This window comes from Aquisalinus luteolus, from assembly GCF_009712425.2.
In the GTDB taxonomy this organism is placed as follows: domain Bacteria; phylum Pseudomonadota; class Alphaproteobacteria; order Caulobacterales; family Parvularculaceae; genus Aquisalinus; species Aquisalinus luteolus.
Genome location: NZ_VCJR02000002.1, coordinates 958,035 through 973,509 on the forward strand (window position 1 = coordinate 958,035; position 15,475 = coordinate 973,509).

A 15,475-nucleotide genomic window follows, 5' to 3' on the forward strand; every position below is an offset into this window, starting at 1 on the left:
TTCATGGCCCGTCGGGGAGGGGCACAGTGTCATCTTAATATGGCAGCATGGGGGCAGGGAAGGGGGCGTTAACCCCCTTGACTGGACCTCACTCGGCTGGGACCTCAGTCGGCCGGGTCGATAGGCGATTCCGGGGCTGTCTCCGGCGGCAGGGCCGCAGCGCGCGGCTTGAACCGGGCCTGGTATTCGATCGCCGTCGGGAACGGAATACCGACGCCTTCGCGGTCGAACGCTTCCTTGACTTTCTGGTTCAGCTCCCAACCCATCACCAGGAAATCCGTCCGGGCGACCCAGACGCGTACGGTGATGTTGACCGACCAGTCGCCGAGGCTGGCAACGCCCATGGCCGGCTCGGGCTCGGTATGAAAGCGTTCATCGGCCTCGATAACGGAGCGGATGACGTCCATCGCCTTATTGATATCGGCGTCATAGGCGATGCCGAAGATCGCCTCGATCCGGCGGGTGTCATTGGCAGAGAAATTGGTTATCGGCGACTGCCACACCATGCCGTTCGGGATCATGACGTTCTTGTTGTCGAGAGTGGTGATCTCGGTCGTAAACAGGTTGATGTCCTTCACCGTGCCCATCTCATCACCCGTGGTGACGAAATCGCCAATCCGGAACGGGCGGAACATCAGGATCATGACGCCGGAAGCGACATTGCCGAGCGTGCCCTGCAGCGCAAGACCGATGGCGAGACCGGCGGCACCGAGGACGGCGGCGAATGAAGCCGTGGGAATGCCAAAGCGGCCGATGACCATGATGAACACCAGGGCCAGGGCGATGTAATAGACGAGGCTCGAGAGGAAACCGGCCAGGGTCTGGTCAATACGATCAGTCTTGGTCAGTCCCTTGCGGATCGTGCGCTTGACCCAGCCGGCGATGAACATGCCGACGACGATGATGACCAGCGCGGCAAGGATATTGAGGCCGAGCGAGATCGCCTTCTCGGTCAGTTCGGCGATCATCTGGTTGACGGCAACCTGGCTTTCATCGGTCGGTGCGGCGCTAACGACTTCCGTCGCGCCAGCAGTGTCCTGTGCGTCCTGCATGGGTAATACCCTCCATGGTCTCTGTTAGCTATCGTTGGAAGGCATATAGGGCTGTCTTCCGTTCAGCCACCCCTAGCCGCATTGGCCCCGGTGCCGCAAGGCGTGGTCGGCCAAGGTGCAGGCCATCATGGCGATGCCGACGGGTACGGCGCGGATGCCGACGCAGGGGTCGTGACGGCCCTTGGTGACGATCTCCGTCTCCTCGCCGGTGCGAGTTACCGTCTTGCGCGGCGTCAGGATGGAGGAGGTCGGCTTGACAGCGAACCTTACGACGATGTCCTGACCGGATGAAATGCCGCCAAGGATGCCACCTGCATGGTTCGACAGGAAGCGCGGGCGGTTGGCATTGTCCGCCGGGTCGCCAGCGCGCATCTCGTCGGCATTCTCGATGCCGGACAGGGCAGCGGCGTTCATGCCTTCGCCGATCTCGACACCTTTTACGGCATTTATTGACATCATCGCGGCGGCAAGCTCTGTATCGAGCTTGCCATAGACCGGCGCACCGAGGCCGGGAGGGACACCCTGTGCCACTACCTCGATCATTGCGCCCATGGACGAGCCGTCCTTGCGTGCCTGGTCGAGGATGCCTTCCCATTCCTTTGCCGCGACAGGGTCAGGGCACCAGAAAGGGTTGTTGCCGACGCTGTCCCAGTCGATGCGGTCGCGATCGATCCTGTGGGGGCCCATCTGGACCATCCCTGCACGGATTTTCACCGAACCGTCGAACAGACGGTCGAGAACCTGTGCCGCAACGGCGCCGGCGGCAACGCGCGAGGCGGTTTCGCGGGCAGAGGACCTGCCCCCGCCACGATAGTCGCGTACGCCGTATTTCGCCTCATAGGTGTAATCAGCGTGGCCAGGACGGTATTTGTCGCGGATGTCGGAATAGTCTTTCGAGCGCTGGTCGACATTCTCGATCATCAGGCAGATCGGTGTGCCGGTGGTCACGGGCCCATTCGTGCGGTCATCCTCGAACACGCCGGAGAGAATGCGGACAGCGTCCGGTTCCTTGCGCTGGGTGACGTATTTCGACGTGCCGGGCTTGCGTGTATCCAGCGCAGACTGGATCATTTCCGGCGTGAGCCGGATGTTCGGTGGGCAGCCGTCGATCACGCAGCCAATGGCCGGCCCGTGGGATTCCCCCCAGGTCGTGACGCGGAACAACTTGCCAAAAGTATTGTCAGACATAGGATTGAGGTATAGCGGGGCTTTGCGTGGGGAGACAAGCGGGTATAAGACCTGCTGGAGAGGTAATCGCGTATGGATAACGAGAACGAACAAACAGGCGGCCAATCCGGCAGCAAGGATGAGGCGATCATTCCGGCAACGCCGAGCGATGACGATTACGCCCGCGAGGCGGACGCACAGTCCGATATAGAAGCATCGGATGGCGGGGAGGCGTTCGCCGTCGATGATGACCAGGGCGAGGTCTTCACCGAGAAGGACCCCATCGACCTGTTCCGCAGCTGGCTGGCGCTCGCCGGCAAGCATGAAGTGAACGACCCCAACGCCATGGCGCTGGCGACCGTCGACCGTTCCGGCATGCCCAATGTGCGCATGGTGTTGTTGAAGGATGTCGGCGCGCGCGGCTTCACCTTCTATTCCAACGCCGAAAGCGTGAAGGGGCTGGAGCTGGAAGGCACGCCCAAGGCTGCGCTGTGCTTTCACTGGAAATCGATCCGCCGACAGGTGCGCGTGCGCGGCACGGTGGAGGCGCTGTCGGCCGAAGAGAGCGATGAGTATTTCGCCTCTCGCTCGCGTGGTTCGCAACTCGGTGCCATTGCCTCGTTCCAGTCGCGGGTGCTCGACGAGCGCGAGACGCTGGAGCGGCGCATCGAGGATTACGATGCGATCTACAAGGACCGCGACATTCCGCGCCCTGACAATTGGCATGGCTTCCTGATCCAGCCCACCGAGATCGAGTTCTGGGTCAACCGCCCCTATCGCCTGCATGACCGCAAGCAGTTTACGCTCGTCAAGGGTGGCGGCTGGAAGAACGTGAACCTTTACCCCTGATCGTCCGTTCGTTTCCTGAAGTCAGACTGCGACACCTTGGCAGGGCAACTGGTGCCCTGACTGGTGACGCTTACATGATGGGCAGAACAGTTGCGTCTTCACGTTCTGCCAAGGAGGGATGATTTCCCGCCACGTCATGAAGGGAAACGGGATCATGACCGAGACGACAACGAATACAAGCACTAATCAACATAGCGGCCTTCCTCACCCGGGAGGGAGAGGTCTTACCGGCGCCGCTGCGGCGCTCGCCTATGCCGGGGCGCTGCCGCTGATCTTTATCGCGGTGATCATCTGGGCGCGGCCGCCGGGCGAGGATATTCTGTTGCGCCAGCTTGCTTCCCTGTATGGCGGGTTGCTGCTGGCTTTTTTCGGTGGCGTGCGCTGGGGCATCGCAGCGATGCGCCATCAGGGGCCGGATTTCCGCAGCCTCGCCGGGGCGGTTGCGCCGCTATTGCTGGCGATCCCGGTGTTCCTGATGAGCATCGATCCACTGCGCATCGCGCTGATCGCCGTTGCATTGCCGGTACTGCTGGTCGATGACCTGATGGCGACGAAGAAGGGTTCGGGCGCGCCGGGCTGGTACCTCGCCGTGCGCATCCCGCTGACCGTTATGCTTGAATTGGCGCTGCTCGCAATCCTGATCCGTATACTGCTTTACTAGAATAAAAATGCGGGGATATCGGCCAGAAAGGATGCGCCCTGACGCATATTCTCCACAAGCCCGTCAATCCGCTCCGGCTCGCCGAAGAAGAACAGCCGCATGCGCCGGTCCGGCAGGAAGGTCAGAGCACCGGCTATGATCAGCGCCCCGATATAACTGCCGATGAGCGGGCCGCGGTGGGCACGGCGGTCTTTCTGAACGAGAATGCCCCACAGCCCGCCGAAGATCCCGAACAGCGTCAGCGGCACAAACAGGTGGATCCACGTCATGCCTTTTAGCGAGAAGTATTCCATACCCGAGACATCGCCGCGCCGCACGAAAAAGGCGGCGATGGCCGTGGTGATCATCAGCACGGCATAAATAGCGCCCATCGTCTTGTGCGGCACCGTGCCCTTGGGCAGGGAAAAGATGACCAGCCCGAGAAAGAAGGCGATGGTCGCCGTCGCCCAGTGCAACTGGATCTGCAGGTTCGACAGTTCGGTAAACACTTCCCAGTTTGGCGGCCACTGCATCACATACCCCCTGTTTGATCAAAGAACTTTATAAAACAAAGTATATGATCGACAGTGCGGTTTGTGAAGAGCGAAGGGATAAATTTTTGCTGGTATCGTTCAAGCCGAAGGCTAATGCCTCAGAACACGCCCATCGACAGCCCGGCACCCAGCGCAGTGCCAAGCTCGCGGCAGCGCTGCAGGTCATCATCAGGGATAGTCTTCCGGCTGAGGATATCTTCCTGTGATTGCGCATGCGTACAGACGATCAGTGGTGCCTGCACCTGTTTCAGCCGCCAGCCGGTGGCGATGCGGGCCGTCTGGCGCACGGCGTTTTCGCCATCCGACCCGGCGCAGATCATCAGCCCATAGGGTCGCCCCTCGAGCTTGCCCAGAACCGGGTAATAGCAGCGGTCGAAGAACTCCTTCATCGCGCCGGACAGGGCGGCGAGGTTTTCCGGCGCGGCGAAGAGATAGCCGTCGGCCGCGGTGAGGTCCTCCGGCTGCGCCTCTTCTGCTCGCAGGAAGGCAACATCGCATTCGCCGCTTGCCGCCTCGCGGGCAGCGCGGGCCAACTGTTCGGTGCCGCCGGTGCGCGAATGCCAGACGATGAGGAGTGTTGCCATTCACACAGGATAGGGCGGTAGCCCGCATCCGCCAACAGCCTGACCGCTTGTCGCATTTCCAGCCGCTTTGGTTGCAATGCAGCAAAACCTTCTTTTAGGATGGGACCGGGAACGATTCATACCGTGGAGTAGCTATTGATGAATTACGTGATTGCCCTGGCCGCCGGCCTTTTCGCCCTTTCCGCCTGCGCAACGCCGCCAGCAGAAGACACTATGGCCAGCCAGACCTCCGCTGAGGAGAAGACGGCTGAGAACGACAAGGCGGAAGAAAACTGCCAGCTGGTCAAGTCGACCTGGTCGAACCGGACCGAGAAAGTCTGCGAATAGATATTTTCCGCCATCGCGGAAGACATGGAGCGTCGCACGGGGTTGTCCCGGCGGCGTTTTTTATTGGCCGGTTGTCCTGCAATCGCGTGCCAGTCTAAGCTTGTGTGAACCGAGGAGGATATCATGGCTGATGACAGATCGATGCCGACCCGCCGCGCGATGTTGGCGGGCACTGGCGCGGTGATCGCAATGGGATCGATCGCGAGAGCGCAGGAGGGTCAACCATTGCCCCCGCCATGGCGGGCGGTGACGCCGCTGCCGCTGGCGGTGCAGGAAATCTATCCCGCGGTCCATCAGGGCCGCATCCACCTTGCCGGGGGCATCATGGCCGAGGGCGGGGAGATTATCGGGGCGACGGCCCGGCATGTGAGTTGGCAACCGGGCGAGGAAAGCTGGCGCGCGGAAGCACCGCTGCCGTCGGCGCGCCACCATCCGAATCTTGTAAGCGCCGGTGGCAGGCTGATGTCCCTCGGCGGGTTCCTGACGCGAACGGGCGGGCTCGACTGGACCATCACGGCCGAGACACTTGCCTTCGATGCCGAAAACGAGTCGTGGACAGAGGGCCCGCCCGCGCCGGAGGCCCATGGCGAGACGGTGTGCGTGACGGTCGGCAGCCATGTGCACGTCATCGGCGGGCGCGCGCCGAGGGGCGATAGCAACCTGACCTGGAATGACCACACCGACAGCGACCGGCACCTGGTGCTGGATGCAAAGTCCGGCAGGTGGGAGCGAGCGGCACCGGCACCGACGAAGCGCAACTCCGCCGCCGGGGCGCTGCTGGATGGCGCCGTCCATGTCGTCGGCGGACGGACGGTCGAGGGCGGCAATGTGCGTGTCCATGAGGTGTGGGACACGGCCGAGGATCGCTGGCGGACGGCAGCGCCAATGCCGGAAGTGCCGCATGGGGGGCAGGGCGGCCTCGCCGCCGCCGTTATCGGCGGGAAACTTGTCGCCATGGGCGGGGAATATTTCACCGATGGCGGCGGGGTGTATCCGAATGTGTGGATCTACGATCCGTCAACGGATGAATGGCAGGCCGGACCGTCCATGTTGACCCCGCGCCATGGGCTTGGTGGTGTGTCGATCGGCCAGACCCTCTATGCCATCGGCGGTGCGGTGCAGGCGGGCGGCAATAGCACGTCGACGCTGGTCGAGGCGCTGACGCTGTAGGTTCCTTTCGTTAGCGGCGGGTGCCGCACCGTGTTCTGGCTGTCAAGGAGCATGCCCGCCGGAGGCGGCGCGGTCTTCGACCGCGTCCTTGACAGCCAGAACACGGCACGACAATGGGCAGCCATGCCTGTAAGGCACAATGTGCCTTACAGGCACTTGGCGAGACTAAACTGCACCAATATCGCCGCGGGCGAAATGCCCGAGGCGTTAAAAGGATCGAGGGGGCCCGTGGAAGCGGGGCGGTGCCCTTCAAGAATCTAGTGGTATGGGCAAGGCCCACTCCCACGGCGGTGATCTGGTGCGGGGCCGATACCCAGCTCTCCCGTCCGGCCTGCTAAAGACCGGAACACCGCTCCGCCGGACGGTGTAAAGCTGTACACACCCTCGACTGCCGACGAAAACCTGATGGGACGGGCCGCCGGCAGGTCACCGGCGGGAGCCATCCCCTCCGCGCCAGTCCTCACCGGCGCGTGGAAAAGAGTATGGCGGCGGTGCGCGGGGCGGGGATAAGTTTGCCGGTTCCGTCTTTGCGCGATAGACTGTTGAGAGGGTTATGGAATGGTTTTGAGGGGGAGAACCATGTCTCGACATATATTCGTTTCCTATTCTCACAAGGATCGTGGTCGCGTTCTGCCGGTGGTCAAGGCGTTGCGTGCGCAAGGCCACGAGGTCTGGATGGATCACGCATCAATTCGAGGTGGGGACATGTGGGAAAGGCGGGTGAAAGAGGCGATCTTCAGCGCCAAGGCATTCGTACTCTTCGTTTCTTCATCTTGGTTGAAGCGCTCGGACTCTTATGTGTGGAAAGAGTTGGAAATGGCTGGAGAGTTTCTTGACCAATATAGCGGTCTGCTAAAATGGCTCGTGCCGGTGCGCGTAAGCGGCAGTGATTTCGGCGAAATCAAAGTTGGAAAACACGTTACACTAGGCGACATGCATACAATCGAAATGCCGATGCGAGCAAAAATTGCTGCAGAGCGGATAGACAACGCACTTGAGGACCATATTGGTAGTGAATGGTCACAAGCGATCATTACTCTGAAGAATACATTAGATGAGCAAGGTATTATTCTGCGACAGCTGGACGGCGGATATCTCGATCTGGAAGATCCGCAAGGAGAACATCAACGCGTCATAGTTTTGGAAAGAGAGGAGAGCTGCCAGGTTTCAGCTAATGAGTATAAGATCTATTTCGGGCACTGGGTCGTAAAGTATTATGGGTATGGTATGGATGACATCGAGTATGAGGCTCGGTCCAATACCCTAAAGCTGAAACTGGAAGCGGGTACCAAGAAAAATCTGATAGTGCGTAAGTCGGCTCGCGTAGGTTTTCTTTGGCGAAAAACTGAAAACGACTATCACTATGTCCTTGAGGTGGTTTAGCGGTCTGGCAGAACCATAGACCGCCGGGACCGAGGTGACGGTAACCTATGGATTTCTCCACAATAAGGGTACGCCGAAAAGTTTTCTCGTATATAAAACGACATCTTTCTCGGCAGGCCTGTTTCCTTTGGCAAAGGGGCAGGCTTTAAACAGGACAGTGAAATATGAAGCGGCTTCTTTTGGTATCTGGCCTGGTGGCGGTAACCCTCACCGGCGCATGTTCCGAAATCGTGTCCACCGAAACGCGACAGCCTCTTGTCAGCTACAAGGTGGAGGTGATGCCGGGCGAGGTGGATGCGCTTACGGCGGATCTCGAAAACTTCAGCCGCGTACACGATCTTGAGTTCCACAAGAGCCGTGCCCCGGCCATGGGGGCTTACACGATCAGGCTTGTGGGCGACGCAATGGAGGTGATGGTCGCCAGTTCACCTGATGCGAATGTGGTCGATATCTTTATCTATTCGAATACTGACGATGAAGAGCTGGCGGTGTTCGTGGAGGAGCTTGAAAAGGCCCTATCGGATTATGTGTAAGCACCATGGCGATCTTTCCAGATGTCGGGAGGGCCGAGCTTTTAGAGCGGTGCATCGCCCTGCGGTTGATACACCCCACGTCGCGGATGCTACGGTAAGAAACTCGATAATTCAAGCGTATCAACTAGTTAGGTAGGCATTCACCTTATTTATCAGGTCTTGCGTTTTTTGGATCAGTTTCGGATCTAAAACACCATTTTTGTTTACCAACCCCTTTTTTGCCGGTTTCTTTATTGCTCCTTTATCGCGGATGTCATCTGCAGGTAGAATTAAAAACGAATATTTCGGATAGGCAGAATCTAAAGGGGGTTTTAATTGAGATTTATCACCATCGAGTATTCCACAAACTTTTTCATACCCCAAATCTGTTAGTACTGCACATATCTTTTCTATTTTTTCAGCCCCACCAGTCCCCCAGCCAAAGACATTACCCTGGAGGTTAATTCCGACTTTTTCTTCAACATATGGAAACCGTATTACGTCTTCCTGACCTTCGAACAAAATAATATTGTCTTCTAAAAAGAAAATTTCTCTAGCATCCAAACCGAATACGTGAGGATTGTTTTTGTCTCCTATTGCTATTGAAGTGAATGCTTTCCGGGTTTTCTCCTTTAAAGACCAAACGGTTGGTTTGCCATTAATCTTTCGTACACGAATTAAACTTGCCCCGTTTGAAATTGCCTGAGGGTCTGCAAAATATACAGAGTGTGTGGCTATAATTATTTGGCGGTCTTGGCCAAACTTTTTAAAAACATTCATGAGCCTGCGTTGAAATGCAGGATGTAAAGATAGCTCGGGCTCGTCTATAACTATCACATCGCCTTTCTGGGAATCGTAGAGAGCGTCCGCTATTACGAAAAGACTTACGATCCCTTCCCCTAGCCCTTCACTGCTGTGGAAGTGATTAGAAGTATTGAACTTTAAGAAATGTTGACCTTGCTCACCCAGATCAATTGACCAATCTGGAATATGGCCAAGTATCTCTCCCAACACTTCATTGAAATCATTGGGGTCTTTTTCGATGTTGAACAGCCTAGCCGTGAAGTTGTTCGATAGTGATGATGTTCTGGTTGTTGGTAGACTATCGCTTTTTATGTACTCATCTCTGTCTTGAAATGATTTATAAAAATAGCTCGCAAATTGACGACGAGAGGGCGTGGTGAATATCCTTAATGGATCGCCACTTTTAGAACGACGAGTCTCACTCGAACCTTTTCGGATAGACTCTAAAACGTCTACCCCATTTGATTTATGATATTCAATTTTGACTAGCGATGTCCCTTTATACCGAGCGCTTGTGCCAAAACTGGGTGAGGTTGACCCATTATATGCGCGCAAAGCTTCGATGATCGTAGATTTGCCAGAGTTATTAGCTCCGACTATGATCGAAATACCACTTCCTTCCTTTCCATTCGGAATTGCAAACGGAATAGTTTGTCTAGACGAGTATCCGCGAAAACCAGAAATGGTGAGCTTTTTTAATGTCATAATTAAATATGATCTTTGAAACTTCTATTATCAACCAAAAAAAGAGGGCTGAAATAGCCCTCTTTTTTGTTAATCGATTACAGCTTCTCAACCTACTGACAGGCGAGGCACTCCTCGTAGTCGGTCTTGTTCGCGGCGGCGGCTTTCAGGTTTGCCTCGATGCTGGCGTCGACGTCCTTCTTGTTGGCCGAGCCTGCGTAACCCGCGCGCTGGACTGATTTGGAGCGGCAGTAATAGAGGCTCTTCACGCCTTTTTCCCACGCGGTCCAGTGCAGCATGTGCAGGTCCCATTTGTCGATGTCGCCCGGCAGGAAGACGTTGACCGACTGGCCCTGGCAGATATAGGGGGCGCGGTCGGCGGCGAGCTCGACGACCCAGCGCTGGTCGATCTCGAAGGCGGTCTTGAAGATGTCCTTCTCCTCCTGGGTCAGGCAATCGAGATGCTGGACCGAGCCTTCGTTTTCGAGGATGGAGGACCAGGTCTCGTCCGTGTCCTGACCTTTTTCGGCGAGGAGGGCTTTCAACGCCTCGTTCTTGACCGTGAAGGAGCCGGACAGGGTCTTGTGGGTGTAGACATTGGCTGGGATCGGCTCGATGCAGGGGCTGGCGCCGCCGCAGATGATGGAGATCGAGGCCGTCGGCGCGATCGCCATCTTGTGGCTGAAGCGCTGCTTGATGCCGCGTTCCTCTGCATCGAGGCAGGGGCCTTTTTCCTCGGCGAGCTTGACCGAGGCGGCGTCCGCGCCCATGCGGATATGCTTGAACAGGCGGTTGTTCCACGACTTGGCCATGGCGCTTTCGAACGGGATGCCGCGATCCTGCAGGAAGGTGTGGAAGCCCATCATGCCGAGGCCGACGGAGCGCTCGCGTTTTGCCGAGTACACGGCCTTTGCCATTTCCGGCGGGGCGCGCTGGATGAAGTCTTCCAGCACATTGTCGAGGAAGCGCATGACGTCTTCGACGAACATCGGCTCGTCCTTCCACTCGTCATATTTGACGGCGTTGATGGAGGACAGGCAGCACACGGCGGTGCGCTCATTGCCGAGATGGTCGTTGCCGGTGTGCAGCATGATTTCCGAGCACAGGTTCGAGGTCGAGACCTTCAGCCCCAGGTCGCGCTGGTGCTTGGGCATCTGGCGGTTCACGGTGTCGGAGAAGACGAGGTAGGGCTCGCCGGTCTGCAGGCGGATCTCGAGGATCTTCTGCCACAGCTTGCGGGCGTTGATGGTGCGGATGACCTCGTTGGTCTTCGGCGAGCGCAGGCCGAATTCCTCGTCGGCGGCGACAGCCTGCATGAACTCGTCGGTGATGTTCAGGCCATGGTGCAGGTTCAGGGACTTGCGGTTGAAGTCGCCGGACGGTTTGCGGATTTCCAGGAATTCCTCGATTTCCGGGTGGTGGACATCGAGATAGCAGGCGGCGGAACCGCGGCGCAGGGAGCCCTGGGAGATAGCGAGGGTGAGCGAATCCATCACGCGGATGAACGGGATGATGCCGGAGGTGGCGCCGGAGCCCTTCACCTTCTCGCCGATGGAGCGCACGCCGCCCCAGTATGTGCCGATGCCGCCGCCATTGGAGGCGAGCCAGACATTCTCGTTCCAGGTGCCGACAATGCCGTCGAGCGAATCATTGACCGAGTTGAGGAAGCAGGAGATCGGCAGGCCGCGATCGGCGCCGCCATTGGACAGGACAGGGGTCGCCGGCATGAACCAGAGCTGGGAGATGTAGTCGTAGATGCGCTGGGCGTGGTCGGCATCATCGGCATAGGCCGTGGCGACGCGGGCGAACATGTCCTGGTACGACTCGCCCTCGAGCAGGTAGCGGTCGTCCATGGTCTTCTTGCCGAAATCGGTCAGCAGCGCGTCGCGGGAATGGTCGACGACGACATCGCGCACGAGTTTCAGGGCCGGGCGCTGGGAAGGGCGGCCGCCGGACTTCTTCGCCTGCTGTTCTGCATGCTCGCCCGCTTTCGCGACGGTTTCGGCGATTTTTGCGGCGGCGTTGATCGTATCGAGTGGCGACATTGGTGCTCTTTCCCCTTAAACGCGGTTGTCTCTTCAAGGTGTTGCGGAAGGGCTTGGCCCCGCCCGCGAACCCGGTTTCAATCGGCAAATCTCCCCCTGCGCCGGGAATGGCTTTTTCTCGCCACCGGCCCGCTTTTGCCTCTATCACCAGATTGATGCCAGCGCCCTCGCTGACACAACATATAGTGCTGGTAAGGGCCTGCTTCGTCAATATGCAGTTGGCCGGAACGAATCGCTTTTTTACTAACAGGGGGTTAACGGCGGCGCACTGCATGCGCCTCGTTAACCTTGTTTCGAGGCTTTTGACTATCGTTTCGGATGCGGATTTTCACGCACGTCGTGCATGTCGGGCGGGCGCTATTTTTCCCCAATGGTTAGCACGAGGTTAGCGCCGGCACGTGAAGGCCGGAACGAATCCCCGTGCCCGCCTGTCTTTATGACAGAGGTTTCAGAAATTGCCGGATGACGGGGCCGGCAGATACCCCATATTGTGCCGCGGGGGCGCGCCCCCCTATCGAGGGGCCGCAAGCGATATTCATTTCCCGAGAGGAGCGAGACTAATGTCATTCAGAGAGCTGTTACTGGCCGGGGTGTGCGTCGTGGCGCTGGCCGCCTGTGGCGACAATGCCGAAGAGGATGTGGCCGAGACTGACGCTGAAGAACAGCTGGCCGAAGTGCCGAACCCGGAGGCCATGACCGGGCAGGACGGGAGCGGGCAGACCGACGCCGAGCGAGAGGCTGCCGCGGCGGCAGGGCTGGAAGAAGCGAACGCTTTCCTCGCAGAGAATGCCGAGCGGGATGGCGTGACCGTCACCCAGTCGGGCGTCCAGGTGCGCACACTTGTCGAAGGCGAGGGTGCCTCGCCGACCGAGGAAGATTACGTGACGATGCACTACACCGCCAGACATGCAGATGGCGAAGTGTTCGATTCGTCCGTCGAGCGTGACGAGCCGGTGATGGAATCCCTCGGCGTGTTCATGACCGGCCTGCGCGAGGGCGTGAAAACGATGCAGGAAGGCGGCAAGGCGGAGATCGTCATCCCGCCGGCGCTGGCCTTTGGCCCCGCAGGCACGCCCGATGGCGAGATCGGCCCCAACGAGGCGGTGATCTTCGAGGTCGAGCTGCTGGACGTGACGACTGTCGATGAACTGCAACAGAAATACGATGCACTGGTCGAGGAAAAGGCCGCCGAGGCCGAGACTTTCCTCGCCGAGAACGCCGCCGAAGAAGGCGTGATGGCCACCGAGTCGGGCCTGCAATATGAAGTGGTCGAGAAAGGCGATGGTACGGAGTCGCCGGATGCGACCGATATCGTCGAGGTGCATTATCGCGGCACGCTGCTGGACGGCACGGTGTTCGATTCCTCCTATGATCGCGGCGAGACGATCGAGTTTCCGCTCAACCGCGTCATCGCTGGCTGGACCGAAGGCCTGCAGCTGATGAGCGAGGGCGATACCTATCGCTTCTATATTCCGCCCGCGCTCGCCTATGGCAAGGACGGCAATGGCCGGATCGGCCCGAACGAATTGCTGGTCTTCGATGTCGAGCTGATCGACGTGAAGGAGCCACCGGCCACGCCGGACGAGCCGGCAGGCGAATAGTCAGCTATACAACATGATATGCAGAGGCGGCTTTTCCGGAAGCCGCCTTTTCTTTATCCATTCGGAGATGAAGCATTTTCTTCCCGGACTGTTCTCCATTGCCCTTTTCGCGGTCGGCTGTGCCGGCACACCGGCGCCCTATCAACCGCGGGAGCTGGACGCGGCCTATATGGAAGCAAGCGCCGACTATCTGGAAGACAATCTGGTGCCGCTGCCTGCGGGCTGGAAGTTTGACCGCTGGGAAGCGGCGGACGGCACGAAATTGCGTTGGGGGCTGGCGCAGCAGGGTGCGGGGCGAGCCAAGGCCACTGTGCTGCTGGTGCCGGGCTATGCCGGGACTCTCGATATCTACGGGCAGATCTTCGCCGAGCTGATGGCCGAGGGTTATGACGTTGCCGGGCTAGACCTGCGCGGCCAGGGCAGGTCTGACCGTATGCTGAGCAATCCGGAGAAGCCCTGGGTCCAAGATTACGGTGTTTACGCAGATGATCTCGCCGGATTTGTGGACTTTCTCTCGGGGCAGGTGAACGGGCCGCTGATCGTCCATGGCGAAAGCTTCGGCGGGCATGTGACCCTGCGGGCAGCGGGGGACCATCCGGACCTCGCCGCTGACGGGCTTGTGCTGATTGCCCCGGCAGTGCGGGTGAATACCGCGCCTTGGCCGGCTGCGCTTGCCCGGTCGATGGTGGCGATGAATGTCGCGGCGGGGCGAGGCGAGGCCTATGCCCCCGGCCAGCATGACTGGGCGCCATGGCAGCCGGACATCACCCAGGATAATCCATGCGGGACGAACATTTCGACCATACATACCAAGGATGCCTGGTTCGCCCATCATCCGGAGATGCGGGTATCGAGCGGCCCGACCAATCAATGGGTGCTGGAGACGATGCGGTCAGGCGACCTGCTGACGGATACGTCCTATACAAGGCGGATCGACCTGCCGGTCATCCTTGTCACGGTGGGTGATGACCGAGTGGTCGAGACAGAACCGGCGGCGGCGCTGTGTCGTGACGGGTTGCCGCATTGCACCCTCATCCATGTCGAGGAGGCGCGGCATTGCCTGAATTTCGAGGCACCGGAAAGACGCACGCCGGTTTATCGCGCAATGGACGGTTTGCCAGGGGTCAGATAACACCGGCCGCCAGGCAGTCATGCACATGCAATATGCCGACCGGTTTCTTCTCTACACAGACGAACAGCGCGGTAATATGCTTGCTGCTGAGGATATGAAGCGCCTCGGCGGCAAGCGTGTCCGGTGCTATGGTGATCGGACTTTTCGTCATCACACTGCGGGCCGTTTCTGACAGCATGTTGCTGCTGACATGGCGACGAATGTCGCCATCGGTGATGACGCCGGCAAGCAGGCCGCCCTCATCCACAATGCCGACGCAGCCTAGCCCGTGGCTGGAAATTTCCCGGATTACCTCATCCATCTTCGTGTCGGGGGCACAAAGGGGCAGGGCCGAGCGAGCCGACATCAGGTCGGCGACCTTGCGCAGCGATGCGCCGAGCTTGCCGCCCGGGTGATAGGTCTGGAAATCCTCCGCAGAGAAACTGCGTTCACGCAGCAGGGTGACGGCAAGCGCATCGCCGAGGACGAGCGACATGGTAGTCGAGGTCGTCGGCGCCCGCGTTTCGCTACAGGCCTCTTTCGCGGGTGGCAGCAATAGAACGATATCCGACGCCTTGGCGAGCGAGGATTCCCGGCCGGAAGTGATGGCAATGAGCGGAATGTCGAAGCGCGAGCAGTAACCGATGATGTCGCGCAGCTCCGGTGTCTCGCCTGAGTTGGACAGGGCGATTACCACGTCCTCGCGACCGATCATTCCGAGGTCGCCATGGCTTGCCTCGCCCGGATGGACATAGCTTGCCGGCTGGCCGGTGGAGGCGAGGGTCGCCGCGAGCTTGCGGGCGATATGGCCGGATTTTCCCATGCCGGTAACGATGACGCGGCCTCTGGAGGCCCTGATCCCGTCGACCGCGCGAATGAATTCTGTGGCAAGGAAACTGTCCGAACCGGGCTTCAACAAGTCACTGAGGCTGCGCAATCCGTCGGCTTCGATATCGACAACGGACCTGGCAATTTCTATATACTGCGACATT

General features: G+C 59.0%; 14 protein-coding genes and 2 pseudogenes. 9 read left to right on the forward strand and 7 right to left on the reverse strand.

Annotated elements, in window-relative coordinates:
• Positions 1–104 precede the first annotated feature (104 nt).
• Together FF098_RS13195 and aroC are read right to left on the reverse strand one after the other, a co-directional pair.
• Positions 105–1,052 (reverse strand): mechanosensitive ion channel family protein, encoded by a 948-nt coding sequence (locus tag FF098_RS13195; protein ID WP_205967502.1) that lies wholly within the window; start codon positions 1,050–1,052, stop codon positions 105–107.
• A gap of 72 nt (positions 1,053–1,124) precedes the next feature.
• Positions 1,125–2,240 carry a chorismate synthase gene (gene aroC / locus FF098_RS13200; protein WP_155141222.1) on the reverse strand — a complete coding sequence of 372 codons (1,116 nt, stop codon included), beginning with the start codon at positions 2,238–2,240 and terminating at the stop codon, positions 1,125–1,127.
• A 72-nt stretch (positions 2,241–2,312) separates the two neighbouring features.
• Here aroC and pdxH point away from each other — a divergent pair, with 72 nt between their 5' ends.
• Positions 2,313–3,068 carry a pyridoxamine 5'-phosphate oxidase gene (gene pdxH / locus FF098_RS13205; protein ID WP_155141223.1) on the forward strand — a complete coding sequence of 252 codons (756 nt, stop codon included), beginning with the start codon at positions 2,313–2,315 and terminating at the stop codon, positions 3,066–3,068.
• Positions 3,069–3,222: 154 nt separating this feature from the next.
• Complete coding sequence (locus FF098_RS13210; protein WP_166426520.1) at positions 3,223–3,729, forward strand: DUF3429 domain-containing protein; 507 nt, start codon at positions 3,223–3,225, stop codon at positions 3,727–3,729.
• Here the strand turns inward: FF098_RS13210 and FF098_RS13215 are convergent.
• Positions 3,726–4,241 (reverse strand): DUF2306 domain-containing protein, encoded by a 516-nt coding sequence (locus tag FF098_RS13215; protein WP_155141225.1) that lies wholly within the window; start codon positions 4,239–4,241, stop codon positions 3,726–3,728. The two genes, FF098_RS13210 and FF098_RS13215, sit on opposite strands and share 4 nt — an antisense overlap.
• A 119-nt stretch (positions 4,242–4,360) precedes the next feature.
• Complete coding sequence (locus FF098_RS13220; protein ID WP_155141226.1) at positions 4,361–4,846, reverse strand: flavodoxin family protein; 486 nt, start codon at positions 4,844–4,846, stop codon at positions 4,361–4,363.
• 138 nt (positions 4,847–4,984) lie between these two features.
• Between FF098_RS13220 and FF098_RS13225 the strand changes: the two genes are divergently transcribed.
• The 4 genes from FF098_RS13225 (at position 4,985) to FF098_RS13240 (ending at position 8,259) form a co-directional block, all read left to right on the forward strand.
• Positions 4,985–5,173, forward strand: coding sequence for a hypothetical protein (locus tag FF098_RS13225; RefSeq protein ID WP_155141227.1), 189 nt, complete (start codon positions 4,985–4,987; stop codon positions 5,171–5,173).
• Positions 5,174–5,296: 123 nt separating this feature from the next.
• Positions 5,297–6,343 carry a Kelch repeat-containing protein gene (locus FF098_RS13230; RefSeq protein ID WP_155141228.1) on the forward strand — a complete coding sequence of 349 codons (1,047 nt, stop codon included), beginning with the start codon at positions 5,297–5,299 and terminating at the stop codon, positions 6,341–6,343.
• Positions 6,344–6,922: 579 nt separating this feature from the next.
• Complete coding sequence (locus FF098_RS13235; RefSeq protein ID WP_166426521.1) at positions 6,923–7,726, forward strand: toll/interleukin-1 receptor domain-containing protein; 804 nt, start codon at positions 6,923–6,925, stop codon at positions 7,724–7,726.
• Between the two features lie 164 nt (positions 7,727–7,890).
• The gene (locus tag FF098_RS13240) at positions 7,891–8,259 is read left to right on the forward strand and encodes a hypothetical protein (RefSeq protein WP_155141230.1); all 369 of its coding nucleotides are present in this window, start codon (positions 7,891–7,893) and stop codon (positions 8,257–8,259) included.
• Between the two features lie 120 nt (positions 8,260–8,379).
• On the opposite strand, the gene FF098_RS13245 is transcribed toward FF098_RS13240, so the two are convergent.
• Complete coding sequence (locus tag FF098_RS13245) at positions 8,380–9,747, reverse strand: ATP-dependent nuclease (RefSeq protein ID WP_155141231.1); 1,368 nt, start codon at positions 9,745–9,747, stop codon at positions 8,380–8,382.
• Positions 9,748–9,839: 92 nt separating this feature from the next.
• The gene (locus FF098_RS13250) at positions 9,840–11,771 is read right to left on the reverse strand and encodes a ribonucleoside-diphosphate reductase subunit alpha (protein WP_155141232.1); all 1,932 of its coding nucleotides are present in this window, start codon (positions 11,769–11,771) and stop codon (positions 9,840–9,842) included.
• Between the two features lie 560 nt (positions 11,772–12,331).
• Here FF098_RS13250 and FF098_RS18090 point away from each other — a divergent pair.
• From FF098_RS18090 to FF098_RS13260, 3 genes and pseudogenes are all read left to right on the forward strand, one after another.
• Positions 12,332–12,886: pseudogene (locus FF098_RS18090) on the forward strand (FKBP-type peptidyl-prolyl cis-trans isomerase); the annotation flags it as partial.
• Positions 12,887–12,919: 33 nt separating this feature from the next.
• Positions 12,920–13,372, forward strand: a pseudogene (locus FF098_RS18095) (FKBP-type peptidyl-prolyl cis-trans isomerase); the annotation flags it as partial.
• A 67-nt stretch (positions 13,373–13,439) separates the two neighbouring features.
• Entirely contained in the window at positions 13,440–14,504 is a 1,065-nt protein-coding gene (locus FF098_RS13260; RefSeq protein WP_166426522.1) for an alpha/beta fold hydrolase, read from the forward strand.
• On the opposite strand, the gene FF098_RS13265 is transcribed toward FF098_RS13260, so the two are convergent.
• Complete coding sequence (locus FF098_RS13265) at positions 14,497–15,474, reverse strand: KpsF/GutQ family sugar-phosphate isomerase (protein ID WP_155141236.1); 978 nt, start codon at positions 15,472–15,474, stop codon at positions 14,497–14,499. The two genes, FF098_RS13260 and FF098_RS13265, sit on opposite strands and share 8 nt — an antisense overlap.
• Position 15,475 lies beyond the last annotated feature (1 nt).